Consider the following 21109-nt stretch of genomic DNA (forward strand, 5'->3'; position numbering starts at 1 on the left):
ATGCGGATTATTGTTTACAAGTTTTTGTATAGAAGGTATAATGAAGCTTGATGGATGACCATCAAGTTCATTAAGTTTTTCTATTGTCGATTATCGAATGCTATCGCTTTGTTCGATAAACAGCGATAGTAGCGATAAAGGTAAAATCTTCATCAAGAGGGGAGCAATCACAAACATGAGCAAAAAGATGAAAACCATGGACGGCAACACAGCTGCCGCCTACATCTCCTATGCCTTCACGGACGTAGCGGCCATCTACCCGATCACGCCGTCTTCGCCTATGGCTGAGCATGTGGATGAAATGGCTGCCAGGGGTGCGAAAAACCTGTTCGGCCAGAAGGTTCGCGTCATCGAGCTGCAGTCCGAGGCTGGTGCGGCTGGTGCCGTTCATGGTTCGCTGCAGGCCGGTGCACTCACGACGACGTATACGGCCTCTCAGGGCCTCCTGCTGATGATCCCGAACCTCTATAAAGTTGCCGGCGAGCTGCTGCCGGGTGTGTTCCACGTCAGTGCCCGCGCTTTGGCGGCCAATTCGCTGAACATCTTCGGCGATCATCAGGATGTCATGGCAGCGCGCCAGACGGGCTGCGCCATGCTGGCAGAAGCCAGCGTCCAGGAGGTCATGGATCTCTCCGCCGTTGCCCATCTCGTGGCCATCAAGGGCCGTGTACCATTCATCAACTTCTTCGATGGCTTCCGTACCTCTCATGAGATCCAGAAGATCGAAGTCGTTGATTATGAAGATCTCGGCAAGCTGCTCGACTGGGATGCCGTCAAGGCCTTCCGCCGCCGTGCGCTGAACCCGGATCATCCGGTCATCCGTGGTTCGGCTACGAACCCGGATGTCTACTTCCAGTCCCGTGAAGCTGCCAACAGCTATTATGCGGCACTGCCGCAGCTCGTGGAAGAGGCCATGGCTGACATTGCCAAGATCACGGGCCGCGAGCATCACCTCTTCGACTACTATGGTGCTGAGGATGCCGAGCGCATCATCGTGGCCATGGGCTCCGTCTGCCAGGCAGTCGAAGAGACGGTTGACTATCTCAATGCACATGGCGAGAAGGTCGGCCTGCTGAACGTACATCTCTACCGTCCGTTCTCGATTGAGCACTTCTTCAAGTTCCTGCCGAAGACGGTCAAGAAAGTCGCTGTCCTCGATCACACGAAGGAACCGGGTTCCCTCGGCGAGCCGCTTTACCTCGATGTCAAGGCTGCATTCTATGCATCGGATCTGCATCCTGTCATCGTCGGCGGCCGTTTCGGCCTCGGCGGCAAGGACACGACGCCGGACCAGATCTTCGCCGTATTTGAAGAGCTCAAGAAGGATGCGCCGAAGAATGGCTTCACGATTGGCATCGAGGATGATGTGACGAACACGAGCCTCGCACCGGTCATGAGCGATGTTGACCTGACGCCTGAGGGCACGACGGCCTGCAAGTTCTGGGGCCTCGGCTCCGATGGTACGGTCGGTGCCAACAAGAGCGCCATCAAGATCATCGGCGACAAGACGGACATGTATGCTCAGGCTTACTTCGCCTATGACTCCAAGAAATCGGGCGGCATCACGATGTCCCATCTGCGTTTCGGCAAATCGCCGATCACGAGCCCGTATCTCATCAACAAGGCAGACTTCATCTCCTGCTCGCAGCAGTCCTACGTTTACAAATATGACTTGCTGGCCGGACTCAAGAAGGGCGGCAAGTTCCTCCTGAATACGGTATGGAGTGATGAGGAGCTCACGAAGCACCTGCCGGCCTACATGAAGCGCTACATCGCGAAGAACGGCATTGAGTTCTACACGGTCAATGCCGTTGAGATCGCGAAGGAGCTCGGCCTCGGCGGCCGCTTCAACATGGTCATGCAGTCCGCGTTCTTCAAGCTGGCTGCAATCATCCCCATCGATACGGCTGTCAAGTACCTCAAGGATGCCGTCGTCACGTCGTACGGCAAGAAGGGTCAGAAAGTCGTCGATATGAACAACGGTGCCATCGACAAGGGTATCGAGGCTCTGCATCGCGTCGAGGTCCCGGCCTCCTGGGCTGAGGCTGAGGATGCACCGGCTGAGAAGCATGATGTACCGGCTTTCATCACAGACGTACAGAATGTCATGAACCGCCAGGAAGGCGACAAGCTGCCGGTATCGAAATTCCATGGCGATATGGCTGACGGCACGTACCCGGTCGGCGGCGCTGCCTATGAGAAGCGCGGCACGGCCATCAACGTTCCGGTCTGGAACACGGAGAAGTGCATTGGCTGCAACAAGTGCTCCTATGTCTGCCCGCATGCTTCCATTCGTCCGGTCCTCACGACGGATGCCGAGCGCGACGCTGCTCCGGCAGGTTTCCCGTCGAAGGATCTCCGTACGGTCAAGGATTACCACTTCACGGTGGCTGTCTCCACGATGGACTGCCTCGGCTGCGGCAACTGCGCACAGGTCTGCCCGGTCAAGGCTCTCGATATGACGCCGCTTGACGATGAGCTCAAGGCAAAACAGGCTTACTTCGATTACGGTGTCGATGCAACGAAGGTTGCTCCGAAGAAGAACCCGATGAAGAAAGAGACGGTCATCGGTTCGCAGTTCGAGCAGCCGCTGCTCGAGTTCTCCGGTGCCTGCGCCGGCTGCGGCGAGACGCCGTATGCAAAACTCATCACGCAGCTCTTCGGCGACCGCATGATGATTGCCAATGCCACGGGCTGCACGTCCATCTGGGGCGGCAGTGCTCCGGCTATGCCGTACACGAAGAACGTCAAGGGCCATGGCCCGGCTTGGGCAAACTCCCTGTTCGAGGATAATGCGGAGTTCGGCCTCGGCATGTTCCTCGGCACGCAGTCGGTCCGCAACGGCCTTGCCGATGATGCCAAGAAGGCCATCGAAGCTGGCCTCGGCAGCGAGGACCTGCAGGCGGCCCTCAAGGATTGGGTGGAGAACCTCGAGAACGGCAATGGCACGCGCGACCGTGCTGACCGCCTCGAAGCTCTGCTCGCAGCCGAGAAAGGCGAGGATGAACTCCTCAACAAGCTCTACGAGAACCGCGACTACTTCGTCAAGCGTTCCCAGTGGATCTTCGGCGGCGACGGCTGGGCTTACGATATCGGCTACGGCGGTGTCGACCACGTCCTCGCTTCCGGCCAGGATGTCAACGTCTTCGTCTTCGATACGGAGGTTTATTCCAACACGGGCGGCCAGGCTTCCAAGGCCACGCCGGCTGCCGCCATCGCACAGTTCGCTGCTACGGGCAAGAAGACCCGCAAGAAGGATCTCGGCATGATGGCGCGCACGTATGGTTACGTCTATGTCGCTCAGGTCGCCATGGGTGCTGACCAGAATCAGCTGCTCAAGGCCATCACGGAGGCAGAGGCTTACCATGGTCCGTCCCTCATCATCGCGTATGCACCGTGCATCAACCACGGTATCCGCAAGGGCATGGGCTGCAGCCAGCTCGAGGAGAAGCTTGCTGTCGAGTGCGGTTACTGGGCAAATTATCGCTACAACCCGCAGCTCGTCGGCACGGACAAGAATCCGTTCAGCCTCGATTCGAAGGAGCCGGATTTCTCGAAGTTCCAGGACTTCCTCATGGGCGAGAACCGCTACATCAACCTCAAGCGTTCCTTCCCGGAGGCAGCCGATGCGCTGTTCGAGAAGACGCAGCATGATGCGCAGATCCGTTACAACAACTACAAGACGCTCGCAGGCAAATAATCTTTGCCGGTCATAATAGAAGGGCCATCCAGTCACAACGGCTGGATGGCCCTTTTTCGTATCGTATTGGATCACCCCAGGATGGTATCGAGTGCCATCATGAGCGTGAAGCCGGCAGTGAAGGTGATGACGCCGACGTTGGAATGCTCGCCGGCACTCATCTCGGGGATGAGCTCCTCGACGACGACGTACATCATGGCACCGGCGGCGAAGGCCAGCAGGTAGGGCAGTACCGGCACGACGAAGCTTGCGGCGAGTATCGTCAGCGCGCCGCCAATCGGCTCGACGACGCCGGAGAGCACGCCGCTCATGAAAGCCTTGCCGCGGCTTGCGCCGCCGGCTGCGAGCGGCATCGAGATGATGGCGCCTTCCGGGAAATTCTGGATGGCGATGCCGATGGAGAGCGCGAGCGCTGCAGAAAGGGATACGCCGGCGCTGTCGGTGAGCCAGCCGGCCAGCACCACGCCGACGGCCATGCCCTCCGGGATGTTGTGAAGCGTGACGGCGAGCACCATCATGGCATTTTTGGAAAGCGAGCTTCTGGGACCCTCAGGGTCTTCGGCGTTCATGTGAAGATGGGGGATGATGTGGTCGAGAGCCAGAAGGAAGAGCGTGCCGAACCAGAAGCCGGCGATGGCTGGCAGGCTGGCATAGGGGCCGAGTTCCTGGCTTTCCTCGATGGCTGGCATCAGAAGGCTCCAGATGGAAGCGGCTACCATGATGCCAGAGGCAAAGCCCGTGAGTCCCTTCTGCACGTGCGGCCGCATGGCCCCGCGCATGAAGAAGACGCAGGCTGCGCCGAGCGTCGTGCCGAGAAAAGGGATGGCCAGTCCCTGCAGGATTTCAAGTTGCATAAAAACCTCCTTTTTTTATAAAACAATACCTCTTTGCTATTATTATACCGGAGCAGGCAGGATTTGACGATGGCTGGAGAGAATAATTCTGTTTATGGTATACTAGGGAAAGACATCTTTCAGGAGGGATATGTATGGAGTCTTGGCTTTTTTATGCGCTGCTTTCCGCCATCAGCGCAGCCTTCGTTTCAATTTTTGGCAAGGTCGGCTTGTCCGGCGTGGACAGCAACGTGGCTACGGCTATCCGTGCCATCATCATGGCACTGTTCCTGGTGGGCGTGGTGGCCGCACAGGGCAATCTCACGCATCTATCGGATGCGTTCTCAGATAAGCGGGGACTTTTGTTCATCGCACTCAGCGGCATCGCCGGTGCGACCTCCTGGCTTTTCTACTTCATGGCGCTCAAGACGGGCAATGTTTCCCAGGTAGCGCCCATCGATAAACTCAGCGTGGTCTTTGCCGTCATCCTGGCCGTCCTGATTTTCGGTGAGAAAGTCAGCTTGGTCCACGGCCTTGCCATTGGCATGATTGCCGTCGGCGGCCTGATCCTCGCGATATTTTGAAAGGAGTCGTTCATTTTATGACCAACGGTACACTTATACATGGTTTCCAGCTGCTGCACAAGATCTTTGTCAAGGAGGCCGATTCGACGGCCTATACCTTTGAGCACGTCAAGAGCGGTGCCCGCGTCTTCATCCTGCAGAATGAGGATGACAACAAGGTCTTTTCTATTTCCTTCCGCACGCCGCCGACGGATGATACGGGCGTCGCGCATATCGTGGAGCATTCGACGCTCTGCGGCTCGCACAAGTATCCGCTCAAGGAACCGTTCGTCGAGCTCGTCAAGGGCTCGCTCAACACCTTCCTCAACGCGATGACGTATCCGGACAAGACGATGTATCCGGTGGCCAGCCGCAATGACAAGGATTTCCGGAACCTCATGGATGTCTATCTCGACGCCGTCTTTTATCCATCCATGTGCCAGAATCCGCAGGTGCTCATGCAGGAGGGCTGGCATTATGAGATCGAGAAGCCGGAGGAGCCCCTGCGCTACAGCGGCGTGGTCTATAATGAGATGAAGGGGGCGCTGTCGGCCCCCGATGATCTGCTCGAAAGCCGCATCATGCATTCCCTTTATCCCGATACGACGTATGGCCATGAATCGGGCGGCGATCCCGAGGCCATCCCGGACCTCACGCAGGAAAAGTTCGTCGCATTCCACAGCCGTTATTACCATCCGTCCAACAGCTACATCTATCTGTACGGCGATATCGATATCGAAGAAAAGCTGGCCTATCTCGATGAAGAATACCTGTCGCATTTTGACCGCATTCCGGTGCCTTCGCGCATTGACCGCGAGCCGGCTTTTGCAGCTTTCCGCCGCATCGATACGACGTATCCCGTCAGCGAGGAGGACGGGACGGCGGAAAAGACGTTCCTCGCGCTCAACTGGTCGGTGGGTGAATCGCTCGACCCCAAGACCATGATGGGGCTCGAGATCCTGGAGCATGCGCTGCTGCGCACGCAGGCGGCCCCCCTGCGCAAGGTGCTCATCGACGCCAAGCTCGGCAAGGATGTCGACTCCCTCTTTGAGGATGATATGCTGCAGCCGTTCTTCAGCATTGTCGTCAACAATGCGGAGGCGGAGCGTGCGGAAACGTTCCGCGCGCTGACGCTTGAGGCCATGCAGAAGCTCGTGCACGACGGCATCGATAAAGAACTCCTTGAGGCGTCCATCAATCTTCTCGAATTCCGCCTGCGCGAATCGGACTTCGGTTCGGCACCGAAGGGACTCATCTACGGCATCCGCATCATGAAGAGCTGGCTCTACGATGGTCAGCCGGAGACGTATCTTTATTACGAGGATCTGCTGCGCGAGATGAAGGCGGGCCTTGCAAGCGGCTACTTTGAGCAGCTGCTCGAAACGTATTTCCTGAAGAACAGCCATCAGACGCTGCTCGTCATGGCCCCAGATACAAAGCTTGCCGCCCGCCGCGAGGCCGAGCAGGAAAAGATCCTGGCTGAAAAAAAGGCCGCGATGAGCGCAGAGGAGATCGATCAGGTCATCGCCGCCACGCGCGCGCTCAAGGAACGCCAGCAGAGTCCGGAGACGGAGGAAGCTTTAAAGAGCATTCCCGTACTGAAGCTCTCGGATATCCGCAGGCAGACGGACCGCCTGCCCTTGGCCGTGCGTGCCGCTAAAGGAGCGGAGGTTCTGTTCAGCGATATCGAGACGAATGGCATCGCCTATCTGAATTTCTACTTTGATGCCAGCGCGGTGCCGCAGCAGGAAATCCCGTATCTGTATCTCCTGGCCGGCTTCCTTGGCATGGTCGACACGGAGGAGCATACGTATGCGGAACTGGCCAATTTGCGCAATCTGCATACGGGCGGCATCACGGCGGATGTCATCGCGTATACAAAGAAGGATCAGCCGGATTCGCTCATGCCTAGGCTGCGCGTCCGCGCCAAGGTACTCGTTGAGAAGCTGCCGAAGCTCATGGAGATCCTTACGGAAACGCTCACGCGCAGCAAGTTCGTGGACGGCAAGCGCGTCAAGGAAATCCTGGAGCAGGGACAGGCTGGCATCGAACTCGATCTGCAGCGTTCGGCCAACCAGATCATCATCGCGCGCATCGCATCGTATCTTTCTGCAGCCGGCTGCTACTCGGAGGAGGGCGGCCTCAAGATGTATCCGTTCCTCAAGCAACTGCAGCAGGATTTTGACGCAGGTCTCACGAACATCCAGCAGGCCTTTGCCGACATCATCCCGCGCGTCTTCAACCGCCGGAACCTGACGATTAGCGTCACGATGAAGGAAGCGGATTACGGATGCTTCACAAAGGCCTTTGGCACTCTGTGGCAGTCCCTGTCGGCAAATGCATACGAGCCGCAGGCATACCACTGGGATATCGAGCCGCGCAACGAGGGGCTGACTTCTTCGAGCCGTGTGCAGTACGTCGGCAAGGGTGCGAACTTCCTGCGCCTCGGCTACCGGTATACGGGCAGCATGGCCGTGCTCGAAACGCTTCTGCGCTACGATTACTTCTGGACGAAGATTCGCGTCCAGGGCGGTGCCTACGGTGCGTTCACGGGCTTCAACCGCAACGGCTTCATGTATTTCGGCTCGTACCGCGACCCGAATCTTCGGGAAACGCTCGAGGTATTTGACGGCACGGCTGATTACGTGCGCCATTTCACGGCATCGGAGCGCGAGATGAACAAATTCATCATCGGCACGATGAGCGGCATCGATGCGCCGCTGACGCCGATGATGAAGGGCGATATGGCGGCGACCTGCTATCTGCGCGGCATCACGCAGGAGGACCGCCAGCGCCGCCGCGATGAGGTGCTCGGCGCCCGCCAGGAGGATATCCGCGCACTGGCCCCGCTGATTGACAGCTGTATGAAGGAAAATGTGTATTGTGTCTTTGGCAATGAGGAGAAGATTCGCGAGGAGCAGGACCTCTTCGGTACAGTAAAACCGGCACTTTGAGGCCTTTTTAGGGGACATTTGTACATACAGGGCAGCGTTGACTTTCTCAGGTGGACATGGGATAATAAGTAGAACGACACGAAATCAGTCAAGGTACTGCGGCTTGGTTCCGCAGATAGACGAGGAGGCTTTTTGGATGAAACAGACAATTTTCCAGGGCGCAGGTGTAGCCATCATCACGCCGTTCACGGAAGATGGCATCAACTTTGAAGAGCTGGGCCGCATCATCGAAGACCAGATTGCAGGTGGCACGGATGCCATCGTCATCACGGGCACGAGCGGCGAGTCCGCCACGATGACGGACGAAGAGCACAAGGCTGCCATCAAGTATGCCGTCGATAAAGTCAAGGGCCGCATCCCCGTCATCGCGGGCACGGGCTCCAATGAGACGTCGTATGCCATTCAGCTTTCCCAGTATGCGGAGAAGGCCGGCGCCGACGCCCTGCTCGTCGTCACGCCGTATTACAACAAATGCACGCAGAAGGGCCTCGTCGCACATTACAGGGCCATCGCCGAGAGCGTCAGCATCCCGATCATCCTCTACGATGTGCCGTCGCGCACGGGCGTTGGCATCCAGATCCCGACGTATGTCGAGCTCGCCAAGATCCCGAACATCGTGGCCGTCAAGGAAGCCAACGGCGACCTTTCGAAGATCCTGCGCCTGCGCGCAGCCTGCGGCGACAGCCTCACGGTCTATTCGGGCAATGACGACCAGATCATCCCGATTCTTTCGCTCGGCGGCAAGGGCGTCATCTCCGTCCTGTCGAATGTCGCACCGCGCGACACGCACAACATGTGCCAGTACTATTTTGACGGCAAGGTCGAAGAGGCTGCCAAGCTCCAGATCGAGTACACGGACCTCATCGATGCGCTGTTCTGCGAGGTCAACCCGATTCCGGTGAAGGTTGCCATGCGCAAGCTCGGCTACGCGGCAGGTCCGCTGCGCATGCCTCTTTCCGAGATGGAGCCGGCTCATGAGAAGCAGCTGGAGGACGCGCTGCGCAATCATGGCCTGATCAAATAAGCATGTCATTTGTGCGGCAGGAGTTTCTGCTGCTCTAAGAAAAGCCTTCGGAGAGGAACGCTGCCCTTCTGGTGTACTGCTTCTCCGCAAGGCTTTCTTTTATGCCCTGTTTACTGGCCGTTCCTCGTTCAGCGGGGGCGGAGGAGGTTTTTTTATGCATGGTGTATTCGATATCGTCGGCCCGGTGATGATCGGGCCGTCGAGTTCCCATACGGCCGGTGCCGTGCGGCTCGGGCTCATGGCCCGCAAGATCCTTGGCGAGCCTGCGGTGCGCGCCGATATCAACCTGCACGGTTCGTTTGCCCAGACGTATCGTGGTCACGGCACGGACAAGGCGCTAGTCGCCGGCATCCTGGGGTTTTCCCCTGACGATGAGCGCATCCGCGAGGCCTTGTCGCTCGCGAAAGAACAGGGGCTTTCCTACAAGTTCCAGAAGGTCAACCTCGAGCAGGCGCATCCGAATACGGCCGTCATCCATCTGACGGGCGTTTCGGGGCGCACGGCGCGCGTTCGCGGTTCGTCGGTGGGCGGTGGCAATATCCGCATTACGAATATCGATGGCTACGAGGTCGAGCTCACGGGCACGTATCCGGCGCTCATCACGATTCATCGCGACCGCCCGGGCGTCATCACGAAGGTCACGCAGGTACTGGCGCGCTACGAGGTCAACATCGCCTTCATGCGCGTTTCGCGCCACAGCCGCGGCGAGATGGCGATGATGATCCTCGAGCTTGACGAGCCACTGGCCGATGAGGTACTCGAGGAATGCCGTGAGGTCTATGAGGTGGAGCACGCCTTCGGCATTCCGGCCATCTGATGATTTTTAGCGGAGAGAAGATATGATACAATTCAATTTCAATACGATTGCCGAGCTCATGGATCTCGCGGAGAGCCAGCAGGTGCCCGTCCATGAGATCGTGCTGGTCCGCGAGATGCACGATTCCCAGCGCACGCGTGAAGCCGTCCTGCAGGAAATGGCGCGGAACTGGCAGGTCATGCAGGATTCCATCGAGCGCGGCATACGCAATACGGAACGCTCGGTCAGCGGCATGACGGGCGGCGATGCCAGGAAGCTCTACGCGTACCGGCAGAAGGGCTATATGGGCAAGGCTGTCCTGTCAGCGGCGGCTTATGCCGTGGGCATCAGTGAGGTCAACGCCGTCATGGGCCGCATCGTGGCCTGTCCGACGGCTGGTTCCTGCGGCATCGTGCCCGCTGCGCTCTACGCCGCCAAGAAGGAAAGCGACCTGAAGGACGACGACATCGTGCTGGCTCTCCTGACGGCTGCCGGCATCGGCATGGTCGTCGACCAGAATGCCTCGATTGCCGGCGCTGCCGGCGGCTGCCAGGCGGAATGCGGCACGGCGGCAGGCATGGCGGCGGCCGCGCTTGTCGAGCTGGCGGGCGGCACGCCTGCGATGATTGGCAATGCGACGGCACTGGCCATCAAGAATCTCCTGGGGCTTGTCTGCGATCCCGTCGCGGGCCTTGTCGAAGTCCCCTGCGTCAAGCGCAACGGCTTCGCTGCCGTCACGGCCATGCTCGCGGCCGATATGACGATGGCGGGCGTCACGTCAGTCATCCCCGTCGATGAAGTCATTGCGGCCATGAATGAGATCGGCCGTGCCCTGCCGAAGTCCCTGCGCGAAACGAGCGAAGCGGGCCTTGCCGTCACGCCGACTGCGAAAAAGATCGAAGCGAGAATCTATCCGGTGCAGGGCTGACGATGCTCTCCTGGCTGAGGAAAGTCTTGCGTATCTTGCCCGGGCAGTGTAAAATGAGGATAACACTGCGAGATGATTCGCAAGATTATGTGCAAGGAGAGATATGATATGAGAAAAATCGTCCAGATGCTGCTCATCGCCTGCCTGGTCGTGCTTGGCACGCAAGTGGCTTTTGCAAATTCGGATAAGGTCACGGTCCAGGAGGGAGCAGATCTCGCTTCCATCCATCGCCTGGCCATCGGCTCCCCGCTGTATCAGCAGGTCGATCCGAAATCCCCGAACAAGGAGATGCTGACGCAGATCGTTTATGATTCGAGCCACGTTGCCCGCTGCTACGTCATCTCGTACGATACGATTGCCCAGAACATCAAGCAGAATCACAACATCGACCTCAAGGCTCTGGATCGCCGCACGGCAGCCAAGAGCTTCAAGGAGTATGTCGGCAATTATGCCGATGCCTACGTCATCCTGACGGTAGCCAACGACAGCCGCACGACCTTCTTCTTCGATGTCTACAAGGCCGGTACGAACCAGCTGCTCTACACGTATGAGATTCAGGCCAACCGCAGCGAAGCCGATACGGTTGCTACGTACACGAATCTTTCCGAGCAGTTCTACAAGCATTTTGAGCGTTCCGCCGTGGAGCAGCAGAAGGACAACAGCAAAAAGCAGTAAGAAAAAAGACAAGATGCCTTTGTGCACCTTGTCTTTTTTTAGATTGTTCTGCTCAGTGAGCCAGATAAATCGGCTTGATCTTGGCGTCTTCCGCGATGGTCTTGTCGATATAGCCGGCGCGGACCATCGCATCGAGGACGACGAACTGGCGTTTTTTTGCCATCATGAAGTCCACGTAGGGGGAGTACAGGGACGGCGCGTTGGGCAGCCCCGCCAGCATGGCGGCTTCCGGCAGCTGCAGTTCACTCGGACGCTTGCCGAAGTAGCCTTCGGCGGCCTCCTCGATGCCGTAAAAATTCGAGCCGTAGTAAATGGTATTGAGGTACATCTCGAGGATTTCATCCTTGGAATAATTGAATTCCATGGCAAGCGAGAGCAGGAATTCTTCTGCCTTGCGGCCAAATGACCGTTCATGCGTCAGGAAGAGGTTCTTGACGAGCTGCTGGGTGATTGTGCTGGCTCCTTCATCGATCTCTCCCTGCTGCAGGTTGACGAGCGTCGCGCGCATGATGCCTTCGATATCGAAGCCGTGATGGTCGTAGAAGCGCTTGTCCTCAACGGCGACGACGGCCTGCTGCATCGAGGTGGGGATCTCGTCGATCCTGGTATAGTGGCTGCGGTCAAGCCGGCTGTTCACGGCCCGCTTGAGGAAGACGATGCGCGAGAGACGCTCACTTATCGTATCGTCGCTGTCATCCGTCAGAGTATTGGAGGGCGGGTGCTGTTCGGGACGGGGCAGGAAATCGCCTGCAGCCTGCCAGGTATGTGCGGAGAAGATGGCCAAGCCGCCGGAAAGGAAGTACGCGCCCAGGAAGACGCAGAGCAACAAAAAAAGAAAGCGGACCAGCCGCTTTGGCGAACGTCTTCTTCGTTTTTTCATCGTTTCGGGTTCACTCCTTTGCTTCTATAACATTATAGCACCCGTTTTGCATTTCGTCAGCAGGGAAAGAGAGGGCACCTGACAGGTGTGAAGGAAACGCTGACGAAATTTATTTGTAAATGTGTAAAATAGGGGTTGAAAAAATATACATGAAAGATGTATAATTATAAACATCAACTCAAGGGGAGGCAGGTGGCCGCCCCGGAAGGAGGACGAAGGTCATGAAAGTCAGTGTTCTAGGCGCGACCGGCTATGCCGGCGCGGAACTGCTGCGCATCTTATACAGCCATCCGGAGGCAGAGGTGGTGCATATCACATCGGAGAGCCATACGGGAGAGCCCATTGCATCGCTCTACCCGCATCTGCGAGGCCTGTACGACATGAAGCTGGAAAGCATGAAGGACATCGAGGCCATCGGCAGGGACAGTGATTTCGTATTCATCGGTCTGCCGCATGGCCATGCGATGGCCGTCGGCAAGGCCCTCAAGGATCTGCCCGTGCGCATCATCGACCTCGGTGCTGACTACCGCTTCCGCGATACCTCCGTTTACGAGGCGTGGTACCATGTACCGCACACGGATCCGGAAGCGCCGCGCGTCTACGGCCTGGCGGAACTTTACCGCGAGGAGATTCGCGATGCCAAGATCATCGGCAATGCCGGCTGCTTCACGACGGCCAGCATTCTCGCGCTCGCGCCGCTCGCACGCCAGCACCTCATCGATGTCAACACCATCATCGTTGATGCCAAGTCCGGCGTTTCGGGCGCAGGCCGATCACCGAAGCAGGCCAATCATTTCCCGGAGCTCTACGACAATTTCCGGGCGTACAATGTGGCGCATCACCGCCATACGCCGGAGATCGAGCAGGCCATGGAAGACCTTTCGGGCGAGAAGAGCGTCATCAATTTCACGCCGCATCTCGTGCCGATGTCACGCGGCATCCTCGCGACGTGCTACGCCACACTCAAGGAGGGCGTCGAGCCGGAACTCGTCGATGCGGCCTATGAGAAGATCTATGGCAAGGAATTCTTCATCCGGCTGCTCGGCCGCGGCGGCTATCCGTCGACGAAAGAGGTCCGCGGTTCGAATTTCTGCGATATTGGCTGGCACATCGACGAGCGCACGCACCGCGTCATCGTGCTCTCGGCCATCGACAACCTCGTCAAGGGGGCTGCGGGCCAGGCCGTGCAGAACTTCAACATCGCCTGCGGCTTCGATGAGAAGACGGGCCTTGATTTCGTTCCCATGTACCCTTGACTGTTCTCAAGCACATTCATGCCATTTCAGGAGGAATTTATATGTTATTCAGTGAAGCAAGTGCCAAAGCGGGCGTCACGTTCCCGCAGGGCTTTCAGGCAGCCGGCGTCAAGGCCGGCATCAAGAAGAGCGGCAATCTCGATGTCGCTGTGATCTATACGGAGAAGGAAGCGGCAGTAGCCGGCACGTTCACGCAGAATGCCGTGGCGGCGGCTCCGGTCTTCGCTTCGAAGAAGGTCGTCGCGACGGGCACGGCACATGCCATCACGGCCAATGCCGGCTGTGCGAATGCCTGCACGGGCGAGCAGGGCGAGAAAGACGCTGCGGCCATGCAGAAAATCACGGCCAAGGCGCTCGGCTGCCAGCCTCTCGATGTCATCGTTGCCTCGACGGGCGTTATCGGCGTCAATCTGCCGATGGACAAGATGGAAAAGGGCATTGAGCAGGCCGTCAAGGAGCTTTCGGCAGATGGCAGCGTCAATGCCGGCAACGCCATCATCACGACGGACACGTATTCCAAATCGTGCGCGACGGAAATCGAGCTCGGCGGCAAGAAGGTGCGCTTCGGTGCCATCGCCAAAGGGTCGGGCATGATCCAGCCGAACATGGCCACGATGCTCTGCTTCATCACGACGGATGCGGCCATTGACAGCAAGCTGCTGCAGAAGGCACTCTCTGAAGTTGTCGAGGTTTCCTTCAACATGATTTCCATTGACGGCGATATGAGCACGAACGACATGGCCATCGTCATGGCCAACGGTGCGGCCGGCAATGCGATGATTACGGCCGAGAACGAGGATTATGAGACGTTCAAGGCAACGCTCAAGGCAATCTGCCAGGGCCTTGCCAAGCGCATTGCGTCGGACGGCGAAGGCGCGACGAAATTCCTGACGGTTCATGTCACGGGCACGAAGTCTTTTGCCGATGCCAAGACAATCGGCATGAGCGTCGCAAAGAGCCCGCTCGTCAAGACGGCGTTCTTCGGCGAGGACCCGAACTGGGGCCGCGTCATCTGTGCCGTCGGTTATGCCGGTGTGCCGATGGATCCCGAGAAGACAGTTGTGAAGTTTGGCGGCATTCCCGTCTATGCTGGCGGCGTCGGTGCGGAGTACGATGAGGAGGAATTGCGCAAGGTCATGGCCGAGCACGACATCGTCATCGACATCGATATGGGGGAAGGCACGGAGGAAGCGACCATCTGGACCTGTGATTTCTCCTATGAATACGTCAAGATCAACGGCGAGTATCACACCTGATTGCAGGCTGTGTCGGAACAAGACGCCGCAGGAAGCGCGGAAGCTGGAAAGGAATGTCGTATCGCATGTTTGAAGCAAAGGATAAGGCGGCCATCCTCGTCGAGGCCCTGCCGTACATCCAGGAATTTTATGGCAAGACCATCGTCATCAAATACGGCGGCAATGCCATGGTCAATGACGAGCTGAAGGAAAAAGTCATGCAGGATGTCGCGCTGATGAAATACGTCGGCATCCGCCCGGTCATCGTGCATGGCGGCGGTCCGGAAATCACGGAATTCCTGCAGAAAGTCGGCAAGGAATCGTCCTTCGTGGCCGGGCTGCGCGTCACCGATGCCGAAACTGTCGAGATTGCCGAGATGGTCCTCGACGGCAAGGTAAATTCGGAAATCGTAACGCTCCTCAACCGCCGCGGTGTTCACGCCGTCGGCCTGTCGGGCAAAGATGCCGGCCTCATAGAGGCCCAGAAGAAACTGGCCACGGTTTACGAGGGTGAGGCGGAGAAAAAGGTCGATATCGGCTATGTCGGCTCGGTGGCGAAAATCAACACGAGCCTCATCGAGGATCTGCTCGATCAGGATTACGTGCCGGTCATCGCGCCGATTGGCGTCGGCCGGGACGGCGAGAGCTACAACATCAACGCCGATTACGTGGCAGCCGAGATTGCCGGCGCGCTGCAGGCGGAGAAGCTCCTGCTGCTGACGGATATCGAGGGCATCTACAAGGACTTCGAGGACAAGTCGTCGTTCCTTTCGACGCTGCATCTGCCGGAGGCACGCGCCTACATCCGCGATGGCATCATCAAGGGCGGCATGATCCCGAAGGTAGAGGCCTGCCTGACGGCACTCGAGAAGGGAGCGGGCAAGACGCACATCATCGACGGGCGTCTCGATCACTCCATCATTCTCGAGATCTTCACTTCCAAGGGTATTGGCACGCAGGTCGTGCGCTGATGTTGCAGCTGCCTGGGAGAAAACCGGATGCTTCTTCCAGGCAGTTTTTGCCGATTGGACCGTTATGTGTAGCCGGAGAAAATCCGGATAAAGATAAGGATGCGATTTTTATGCAGGAAACGGATAAAGAAATATTTGCCAAGGACGAACAGGATTATCTGCCGGTGTTCAACCGCTATAAGATTGTCCTTGACCATGGCGAGGGAGCGTATCTCTGGGATAACAACGGCAAGAAGTACCTCGATTTCCTCGGGGGCATCGCCGTCAATGTACTCGGTCATGATTACGGGCCGCTCGTCACGGCGATTGCTGAGCAGGCAAAGAAGCTCATTCATTGCTCGAACCTCTACTACACCCAGCCGCAGGCTGATGCTGCCGCAAAGCTCGTCGAGCTCTCGGGTCTCGACAAGGCGTTCTTCGGCAACTCGGGTGCTGAAGCCAACGAGGGTGCCATCAAGATTGCGCGCAAGTACGCGCATCAGTTCGACCCGGAGAAATCCCAGATTATCACGGCCTGGGACAGCTTCCACGGCCGCACAATCGCGACGCTGACGGCGACGGGCCAGACTAAGTATCACGAAGGGTTCGGCCCGCTGCCCGACGGTTTTGACTACGTCCACTACAATGACATCGATGAACTCGAAGCCATGATGAGCGACAAGACGGCTGCCGTCCTGCTCGAGACGATCCAGGGCGAGGGCGGCGTCTACACGCCGAAGGACGATTATCTCAAGAAGGTTCGTGCACTCTGCGACAAACATCATGCGCTGCTGATTTTCGACGAGATCCAGGCGGGCATCGGCCGCAGCGGCAAGTTCTTCGCCTATGAGAAGTACGGCGTCAAGCCGGACATTGTGACGCTGGCCAAGGGCCTGGCGGGCGGCGTGCCCATCGGTGCCTTCATCGTCACGGATGAAGTCGCGAAGGCCTTTCATGCCGGCGACCACGGCACGACGTTCGGCGGCAATCCGCTGGCCTGTGCCGCTGCCAATGTCGTGCTCGACACGGTGCCAAAACCGGAGTTCCTCGCGCATGTCGAAGAGGTCGGCAGCTACTTCAAGGGCCAGCTCGAGAAGCTCCAGAGCAAGCATCCGGCGTTCATCACGGAGGTGCGCGGCGAAGGCCTGATCCTGGGCGCCGAGCTCGCTTCGGCGGAGCACGGACGCGATATCGTCAATGACTGCCTGGCAAAGGGCGCCATCATCAACTGCACGGCTGGCAAGGTACTGCGCTTCATCCCGCCGCTCATCATCACGAAGGAACAGGTCGATACAGTCATCCGGACGCTCGATGAGGTACTGGCACATTACGAGCAATGACGCGCAAACTGCATCAATCCGTAAAATTTATGGTACGGTACAACGATTTGCATATAAATGCAAAAAAAATGCATATCTACACTTTTCAAGCGGCCATAATTGATGTATAATATGCAGTAAACACGGACATCTATTACAGTGTGGGAGGTCATCCAATGTTGAAAGGAAAAGATATGTTATCCATCCACGATCTTTCGGTGGATGAGGTACAGGAAATCCTGGCACTTGCCAAGGAACTCAAAGCCAAACAGAAAGCTGGTATTCCGCATCAGCTGCTCAAGGGGAAGACGCTCGGCATGATTTTCGAGAAGTCCTCGACGCGAACCCGAGTCTCCTTTGAGACGGGCATGTACCAGCTCGGCGGACAGGCTCTTTTCCTTTCCAACCGCGATCTCCAGCTCGGGCGCGGCGAACCCATCCGTGATACGGCCCGTGTGCTTTCCCGTTACCTCGATGGCATCATGATCCGCACGTACGGCCATGACCGTGCGACGGAGATGGCCAAATGGGCGGACATCCCCGTCATCAATGCCCTGACGGATCTTCTGCATCCCTGCCAGGTCCTCACGGACCTTCTGACGATCCAGGAGTACAAGGGCAAGGACCTCAAGGGCCTCAAGATGGCTTATGTCGGCGACGGCAACAACATGACGAATTCCTTCCTCTATGGCTGTGCCAAGGCCGGCATGACGTTTGTCGCCGCGACGCCTGAGGATTATCGGCCGAATGCCGAAGTCGTCAAGAATGCTCTCGAGGACGCCAAGGAGACCGGTGCTTCACTCAGTCTCGTCACGGACCCGAAGGAAGCTGTCAAGGACGCGGATATCGTCGTGACGGATACCTGGGCCAGCATGGGACAGGAAGCCGAGCACGAGGAGCGCAAGAAGATCTTCGCTCCGTATCAGGTCAATGCTGAGCTCCTGAAGGGAGCGGACAAGCGCGTCATCGTCATGCACTGCCTGCCGGCTTACCGCGGGGAAGAGATCACGGCCGACGTCTTCGAGGCCAATGCGGATGTCATCTTTGACGAGGCGGAGAACCGCCTGCACACGCAGAAGGCCATCATGGCACTGACCATGGCGGACTGACCGTATTTGCCGTTTGCATCGTGAAATCGCCTGCTGAAGGGACCTTGAGGGAAACCCGCAGCGGGGGAGATATAAGAAAAGAGGTTATTTATTATGGCTAAGATCAAGAAAGTCGTACTCGCTTATTCTGGCGGTCTGGACACCTCCGTTATCATTCCCTGGCTCAAGGAGCATTACGATGGCTGCGAAGTCATTGCCTGCTGCGCCGATGTCGGCCAGGGCGATGAACTCAATGCCGTTCATGACAAGGCCCTGAAATCCGGTGCTTCCAAGGTCTACATCGAAGACCTCAAGGAAGAGTTCCTCAAGGAATACGTCTGGCCGACGCTCAAGGCCGGTGCTGTCTACGAGGACAAGTACCTGCTCGGCACGTCGTTCGCACGTCCGATCATCGCCAAGAAGCTCGTCGAGATTGCCAAGAAAGAGGGCGCTGACGCCATCGCTCACGGCGCTACGGGCAAGGGCAACGACCAGGTCCGCTTTGAGCTGACGGTCAAGGCACTGGCTCCGAACATCACGCTGATCGCTCCGTGGCGTGAGTGGGATCTCGATTCCCGTTCGGCTGAGATCGAATACGCCAAGAAGCACGGCATCCCCATTGCCACGGAGAACAAGACGTACTCCATGGACCGCAACATCTGGCATCTCTCCCATGAGGGCTCTGATCTCGAGGATCCGGCCAACGAGCCGCACAACAGCATGTTCCTGATCTCCAAGGCTCCTGAGGATGCACCGGACAAACCGGAATACGTCACGGTTGACTTCGAGAAGGGCGAGCCGGTTGCTGTCAACGGCAAGAAGATGGACCCCGTCGCTCTCTTGACGGAGCTCAACGAGATCGGTGCGCGCAACGGCGTCGGCATCGTCGACATCTGCGAGAACCGCCTCGTCGGCATGAAGTCCCGCGGTGTCTATGAGAATCCGGGCGGATCCATCCTCTACTATGCACATCGCGAGCTCGAGTATCTCTGCCTCGACCGCATGACGTTCCATTTCAAGCAGCATGTCGCTGTCCGCTTCGGCGAGCTCGTTTACGACGGCATGTGGTTCTGCCAGCTGCGCGAGGCTCTTTCGGCCTTCGTCGACAGCACGCAGCAGACGGTTACGGGCACGGTCAAGCTCAAGCTCTACAAGGGCAACATCATTTCCGCCGGTTCCACGAGCCCGTATTCTCTCTACAGCAAGGAATTCGTCACATTCGAGCACGATGACGTTTACAACCAGGCTGATGCGACGGGCTTCATCAACCTCTTCGGCCTGCCGCTCAAGGTACGTGCCCTGATGCAGGAGAAAACCCAGAAATGAGTGAAGCAATGTGGGGAGGCCGGTTCTCCAAGACGACTGACGAGATGATCAACGAGTTCCAGGCCTCCATCAATTTTGACAAGCGCATGTATCATGAGGACATTGCCGGCTCCATCGCGCACGCGACAATGCTCGCGAAATGCGGCATCATCTCGGAGGCGGACAAGGATGCCATCGTCAAGGGCCTCAAGGATATCCTGCAGGAGATCGAGGCGGGGAAATTCGAGTTCTCCGTCGACCTCGAGGACATCCACATGAATATCGAGAAACGCCTGACCGAGGCCATCGGCGAAGCCGGCGGCCGCCTGCACACGGCGCGCAGCCGCAACGACCAGGTCGCTCTCGATACGCACATGTACATCCGCCGTCAGGTCGTCGAGGTGCAGAAAGAGATCGAGAATCTCCAGCGCGCACTCGTCGAGACGGCAGAGAAGTACAGCGATGTCATCATGCCGGGCTACACGCACCTGCAGCGTGCGCAGCCCATCCTTTTCTCGCATCATCTCATGGCGTACTTCTGCATGCTCTCGCGTGACTTTGCCCGCTTTGAAGGTGTCTACAAGCGCGCGGACATCATGCCGCTCGGCGCCGGCGCTCTTGCGGGGACGACGTTCCCGATTGACCGCCCGTATGTCCAGAAGCTCCTGAACTTCGAGAACATCTACAACAACAGCCTCGATGCTGTCAGCGACCGTGATTACATCATGGAATTCCTCGCAGCAGCTTCGATCCTCATGGTTCATCTCTCGCGCCTGTCCGAGGAAACCATCCTCTGGTGCAGCCGTGAGTTCCACTTCGTCGAGCTCGACGATGCGCACTGCACGGGTTCCTCGATGATGCCGCAGAAGAAGAACCCCGATGTTTCCGAGCTCGTGCGCGGCAAGACGGGCCGTGTCGTCGGCCATCTCATGGCCATGCTGACGACGGTAAAGGGTCTGCCGCTTGCCTACAACAAGGACCTCCAGGAAGACAAGGAGGGCATCTTCGACGCCATCGATACCGTGAAGTTCAGCCTGGCTGTCTACGCACAGCTGATCCGCGGCATGAAGGTGCGCAAGGAAGTCATGAAAAAGGCCGTGACGGAAGATTTCTCGAACGCCACGGATCTTGCTGATTACCTCGTCAAAAAGGGCATGCCGTTCCGCAAGGCTCATGCCGTTTCGGGACAGGCCGTCCATGACTGCATCGAGAAGGGCATCTATCTCGAGGATATGAGCCTCGAGGACTTTAAGAAGCTCTCGCCGCTCTTCGGTGAGGACATCAAGGAAGCCATCAGCCCCGAGACGTGCGTAAAGAACCGCAATTCGTTCGGCGGCACGTCGTACCAGCAGGTTGAGCTCCAGCTCAAGGCAGCCAGGGAACTCCTGGCTGCCGAACAGGAAGTCTCTGACCAGGCTGCCAAGCAGCAGGTACGAGTCAAATAAATACCTCAAACGATCAGGAGTCCCTGGTGAGTCAATCGATTCATCGGGGACTTTTTATCAAAATCTCGCTTTCTTCTTCTTTTCAGAATCATTCCTTATACTAGAGTTCAGATTTTTAAAGGAGCATTCCTGTAATTAGGAAATAGCGCCTTTGTGAA

The 21109-nt window shown here is 57.6% G+C and carries 16 protein-coding genes; 14 read left to right on the top strand and 2 right to left on the bottom strand.

The window, feature by feature from the left end; all coding sequences use genetic code 11:
- The first annotated feature begins 175 nt into the window (after window positions 1-175).
- Window positions 176-3700 carry a pyruvate:ferredoxin (flavodoxin) oxidoreductase gene (gene nifJ / locus DWX75_RS09135; protein WP_118016019.1) on the top strand — a complete coding sequence of 1175 codons (3525 nt, stop codon included), beginning with the start codon at window positions 176-178 and terminating at the stop codon, window positions 3698-3700.
- 71 nt (window positions 3701-3771) lie between these two features.
- Here the strand turns inward: nifJ and DWX75_RS09140 are convergent, their stop codons facing one another.
- Window positions 3772-4554, bottom strand: a complete 783-nt coding sequence (locus tag DWX75_RS09140) for a ZIP family metal transporter (protein WP_118016020.1) — start codon at window positions 4552-4554, stop codon at window positions 3772-3774.
- 134 nt (window positions 4555-4688) lie between these two features.
- On the opposite strand from DWX75_RS09140, the gene DWX75_RS09145 reads away from it, so the two are divergent.
- The 6 genes from DWX75_RS09145 (at window position 4689) to DWX75_RS09170 (ending at window position 11473) form a co-directional block, all read left to right on the top strand.
- Window positions 4689-5117: an EamA family transporter gene (locus DWX75_RS09145; protein ID WP_118016021.1), complete on the top strand. Its 429-nt coding sequence runs from the start codon at window positions 4689-4691 to the stop codon at window positions 5115-5117.
- Between the two features lie 17 nt (window positions 5118-5134).
- Window positions 5135-8050 carry an insulinase family protein gene (locus DWX75_RS09150; RefSeq protein ID WP_118016022.1) on the top strand — a complete coding sequence of 972 codons (2916 nt, stop codon included), beginning with the start codon at window positions 5135-5137 and terminating at the stop codon, window positions 8048-8050.
- A gap of 136 nt (window positions 8051-8186) precedes the next feature.
- Window positions 8187-9074, top strand: coding sequence for a 4-hydroxy-tetrahydrodipicolinate synthase (gene dapA / locus DWX75_RS09155; protein WP_118016023.1), 888 nt, complete (start codon window positions 8187-8189; stop codon window positions 9072-9074).
- Between the two features lie 154 nt (window positions 9075-9228).
- Window positions 9229-9891, top strand: coding sequence for an L-serine ammonia-lyase, iron-sulfur-dependent subunit beta (gene sdaAB, locus DWX75_RS09160; RefSeq protein ID WP_118016024.1), 663 nt, complete (start codon window positions 9229-9231; stop codon window positions 9889-9891).
- A 22-nt stretch (window positions 9892-9913) separates the two neighbouring features.
- The gene (sdaAA, locus tag DWX75_RS09165) at window positions 9914-10798 is read left to right on the top strand and encodes an L-serine ammonia-lyase, iron-sulfur-dependent, subunit alpha (RefSeq protein ID WP_118016025.1); all 885 of its coding nucleotides are present in this window, start codon (window positions 9914-9916) and stop codon (window positions 10796-10798) included.
- A 108-nt stretch (window positions 10799-10906) separates the two neighbouring features.
- The gene (locus DWX75_RS09170; RefSeq protein ID WP_118016026.1) at window positions 10907-11473 is read left to right on the top strand and encodes a coenzyme F(420) biosynthesis enzyme; all 567 of its coding nucleotides are present in this window, start codon (window positions 10907-10909) and stop codon (window positions 11471-11473) included.
- Window positions 11474-11525: 52 nt separating this feature from the next.
- Here DWX75_RS09170 and DWX75_RS09175 read toward each other — a convergent pair whose 3' ends face one another.
- Window positions 11526-12353 (bottom strand): transglycosylase domain-containing protein, encoded by an 828-nt coding sequence (locus DWX75_RS09175; protein ID WP_118016027.1) that lies wholly within the window; start codon window positions 12351-12353, stop codon window positions 11526-11528.
- Window positions 12354-12574: 221 nt separating this feature from the next.
- Here DWX75_RS09175 and argC point away from each other — a divergent pair, with 221 nt between their 5' ends.
- The 7 genes from argC (at window position 12575) to argH (ending at window position 20951) form a co-directional block, all read left to right on the top strand.
- Window positions 12575-13609: an N-acetyl-gamma-glutamyl-phosphate reductase gene (gene argC, locus DWX75_RS09180; RefSeq protein ID WP_118016028.1), complete on the top strand. Its 1035-nt coding sequence runs from the start codon at window positions 12575-12577 to the stop codon at window positions 13607-13609.
- A gap of 41 nt (window positions 13610-13650) precedes the next feature.
- A complete protein-coding gene (argJ, locus tag DWX75_RS09185) occupies window positions 13651-14865 on the top strand; it encodes a bifunctional glutamate N-acetyltransferase/amino-acid acetyltransferase ArgJ (protein ID WP_118016029.1) in 1215 nt (404 codons plus the stop codon).
- Between the two features lie 65 nt (window positions 14866-14930).
- The gene (gene argB, locus DWX75_RS09190; protein ID WP_118016030.1) at window positions 14931-15815 is read left to right on the top strand and encodes an acetylglutamate kinase; all 885 of its coding nucleotides are present in this window, start codon (window positions 14931-14933) and stop codon (window positions 15813-15815) included.
- A gap of 110 nt (window positions 15816-15925) precedes the next feature.
- A complete protein-coding gene (locus DWX75_RS09195; RefSeq protein ID WP_118016031.1) occupies window positions 15926-17134 on the top strand; it encodes an acetylornithine transaminase in 1209 nt (402 codons plus the stop codon).
- Between the two features lie 155 nt (window positions 17135-17289).
- Window positions 17290-18222 carry an ornithine carbamoyltransferase gene (argF, locus tag DWX75_RS09200; protein ID WP_118016032.1) on the top strand — a complete coding sequence of 311 codons (933 nt, stop codon included), beginning with the start codon at window positions 17290-17292 and terminating at the stop codon, window positions 18220-18222.
- Between the two features lie 93 nt (window positions 18223-18315).
- Window positions 18316-19527, top strand: a complete 1212-nt coding sequence (locus DWX75_RS09205) for an argininosuccinate synthase (RefSeq protein WP_118016033.1) — start codon at window positions 18316-18318, stop codon at window positions 19525-19527.
- Window positions 19524-20951 (top strand): argininosuccinate lyase, encoded by a 1428-nt coding sequence (gene argH, locus DWX75_RS09210; protein WP_118016034.1) that lies wholly within the window; start codon window positions 19524-19526, stop codon window positions 20949-20951. Before DWX75_RS09205 ends, argH begins: the two co-directional genes overlap by 4 nt.
- The last annotated feature ends 158 nt before the right edge of the window (window positions 20952-21109 follow it).

The organism is Mitsuokella sp. AF21-1AC (genome assembly GCF_003458855.1).
GTDB lineage: Bacteria > Bacillota > Negativicutes > Selenomonadales > Selenomonadaceae > Mitsuokella.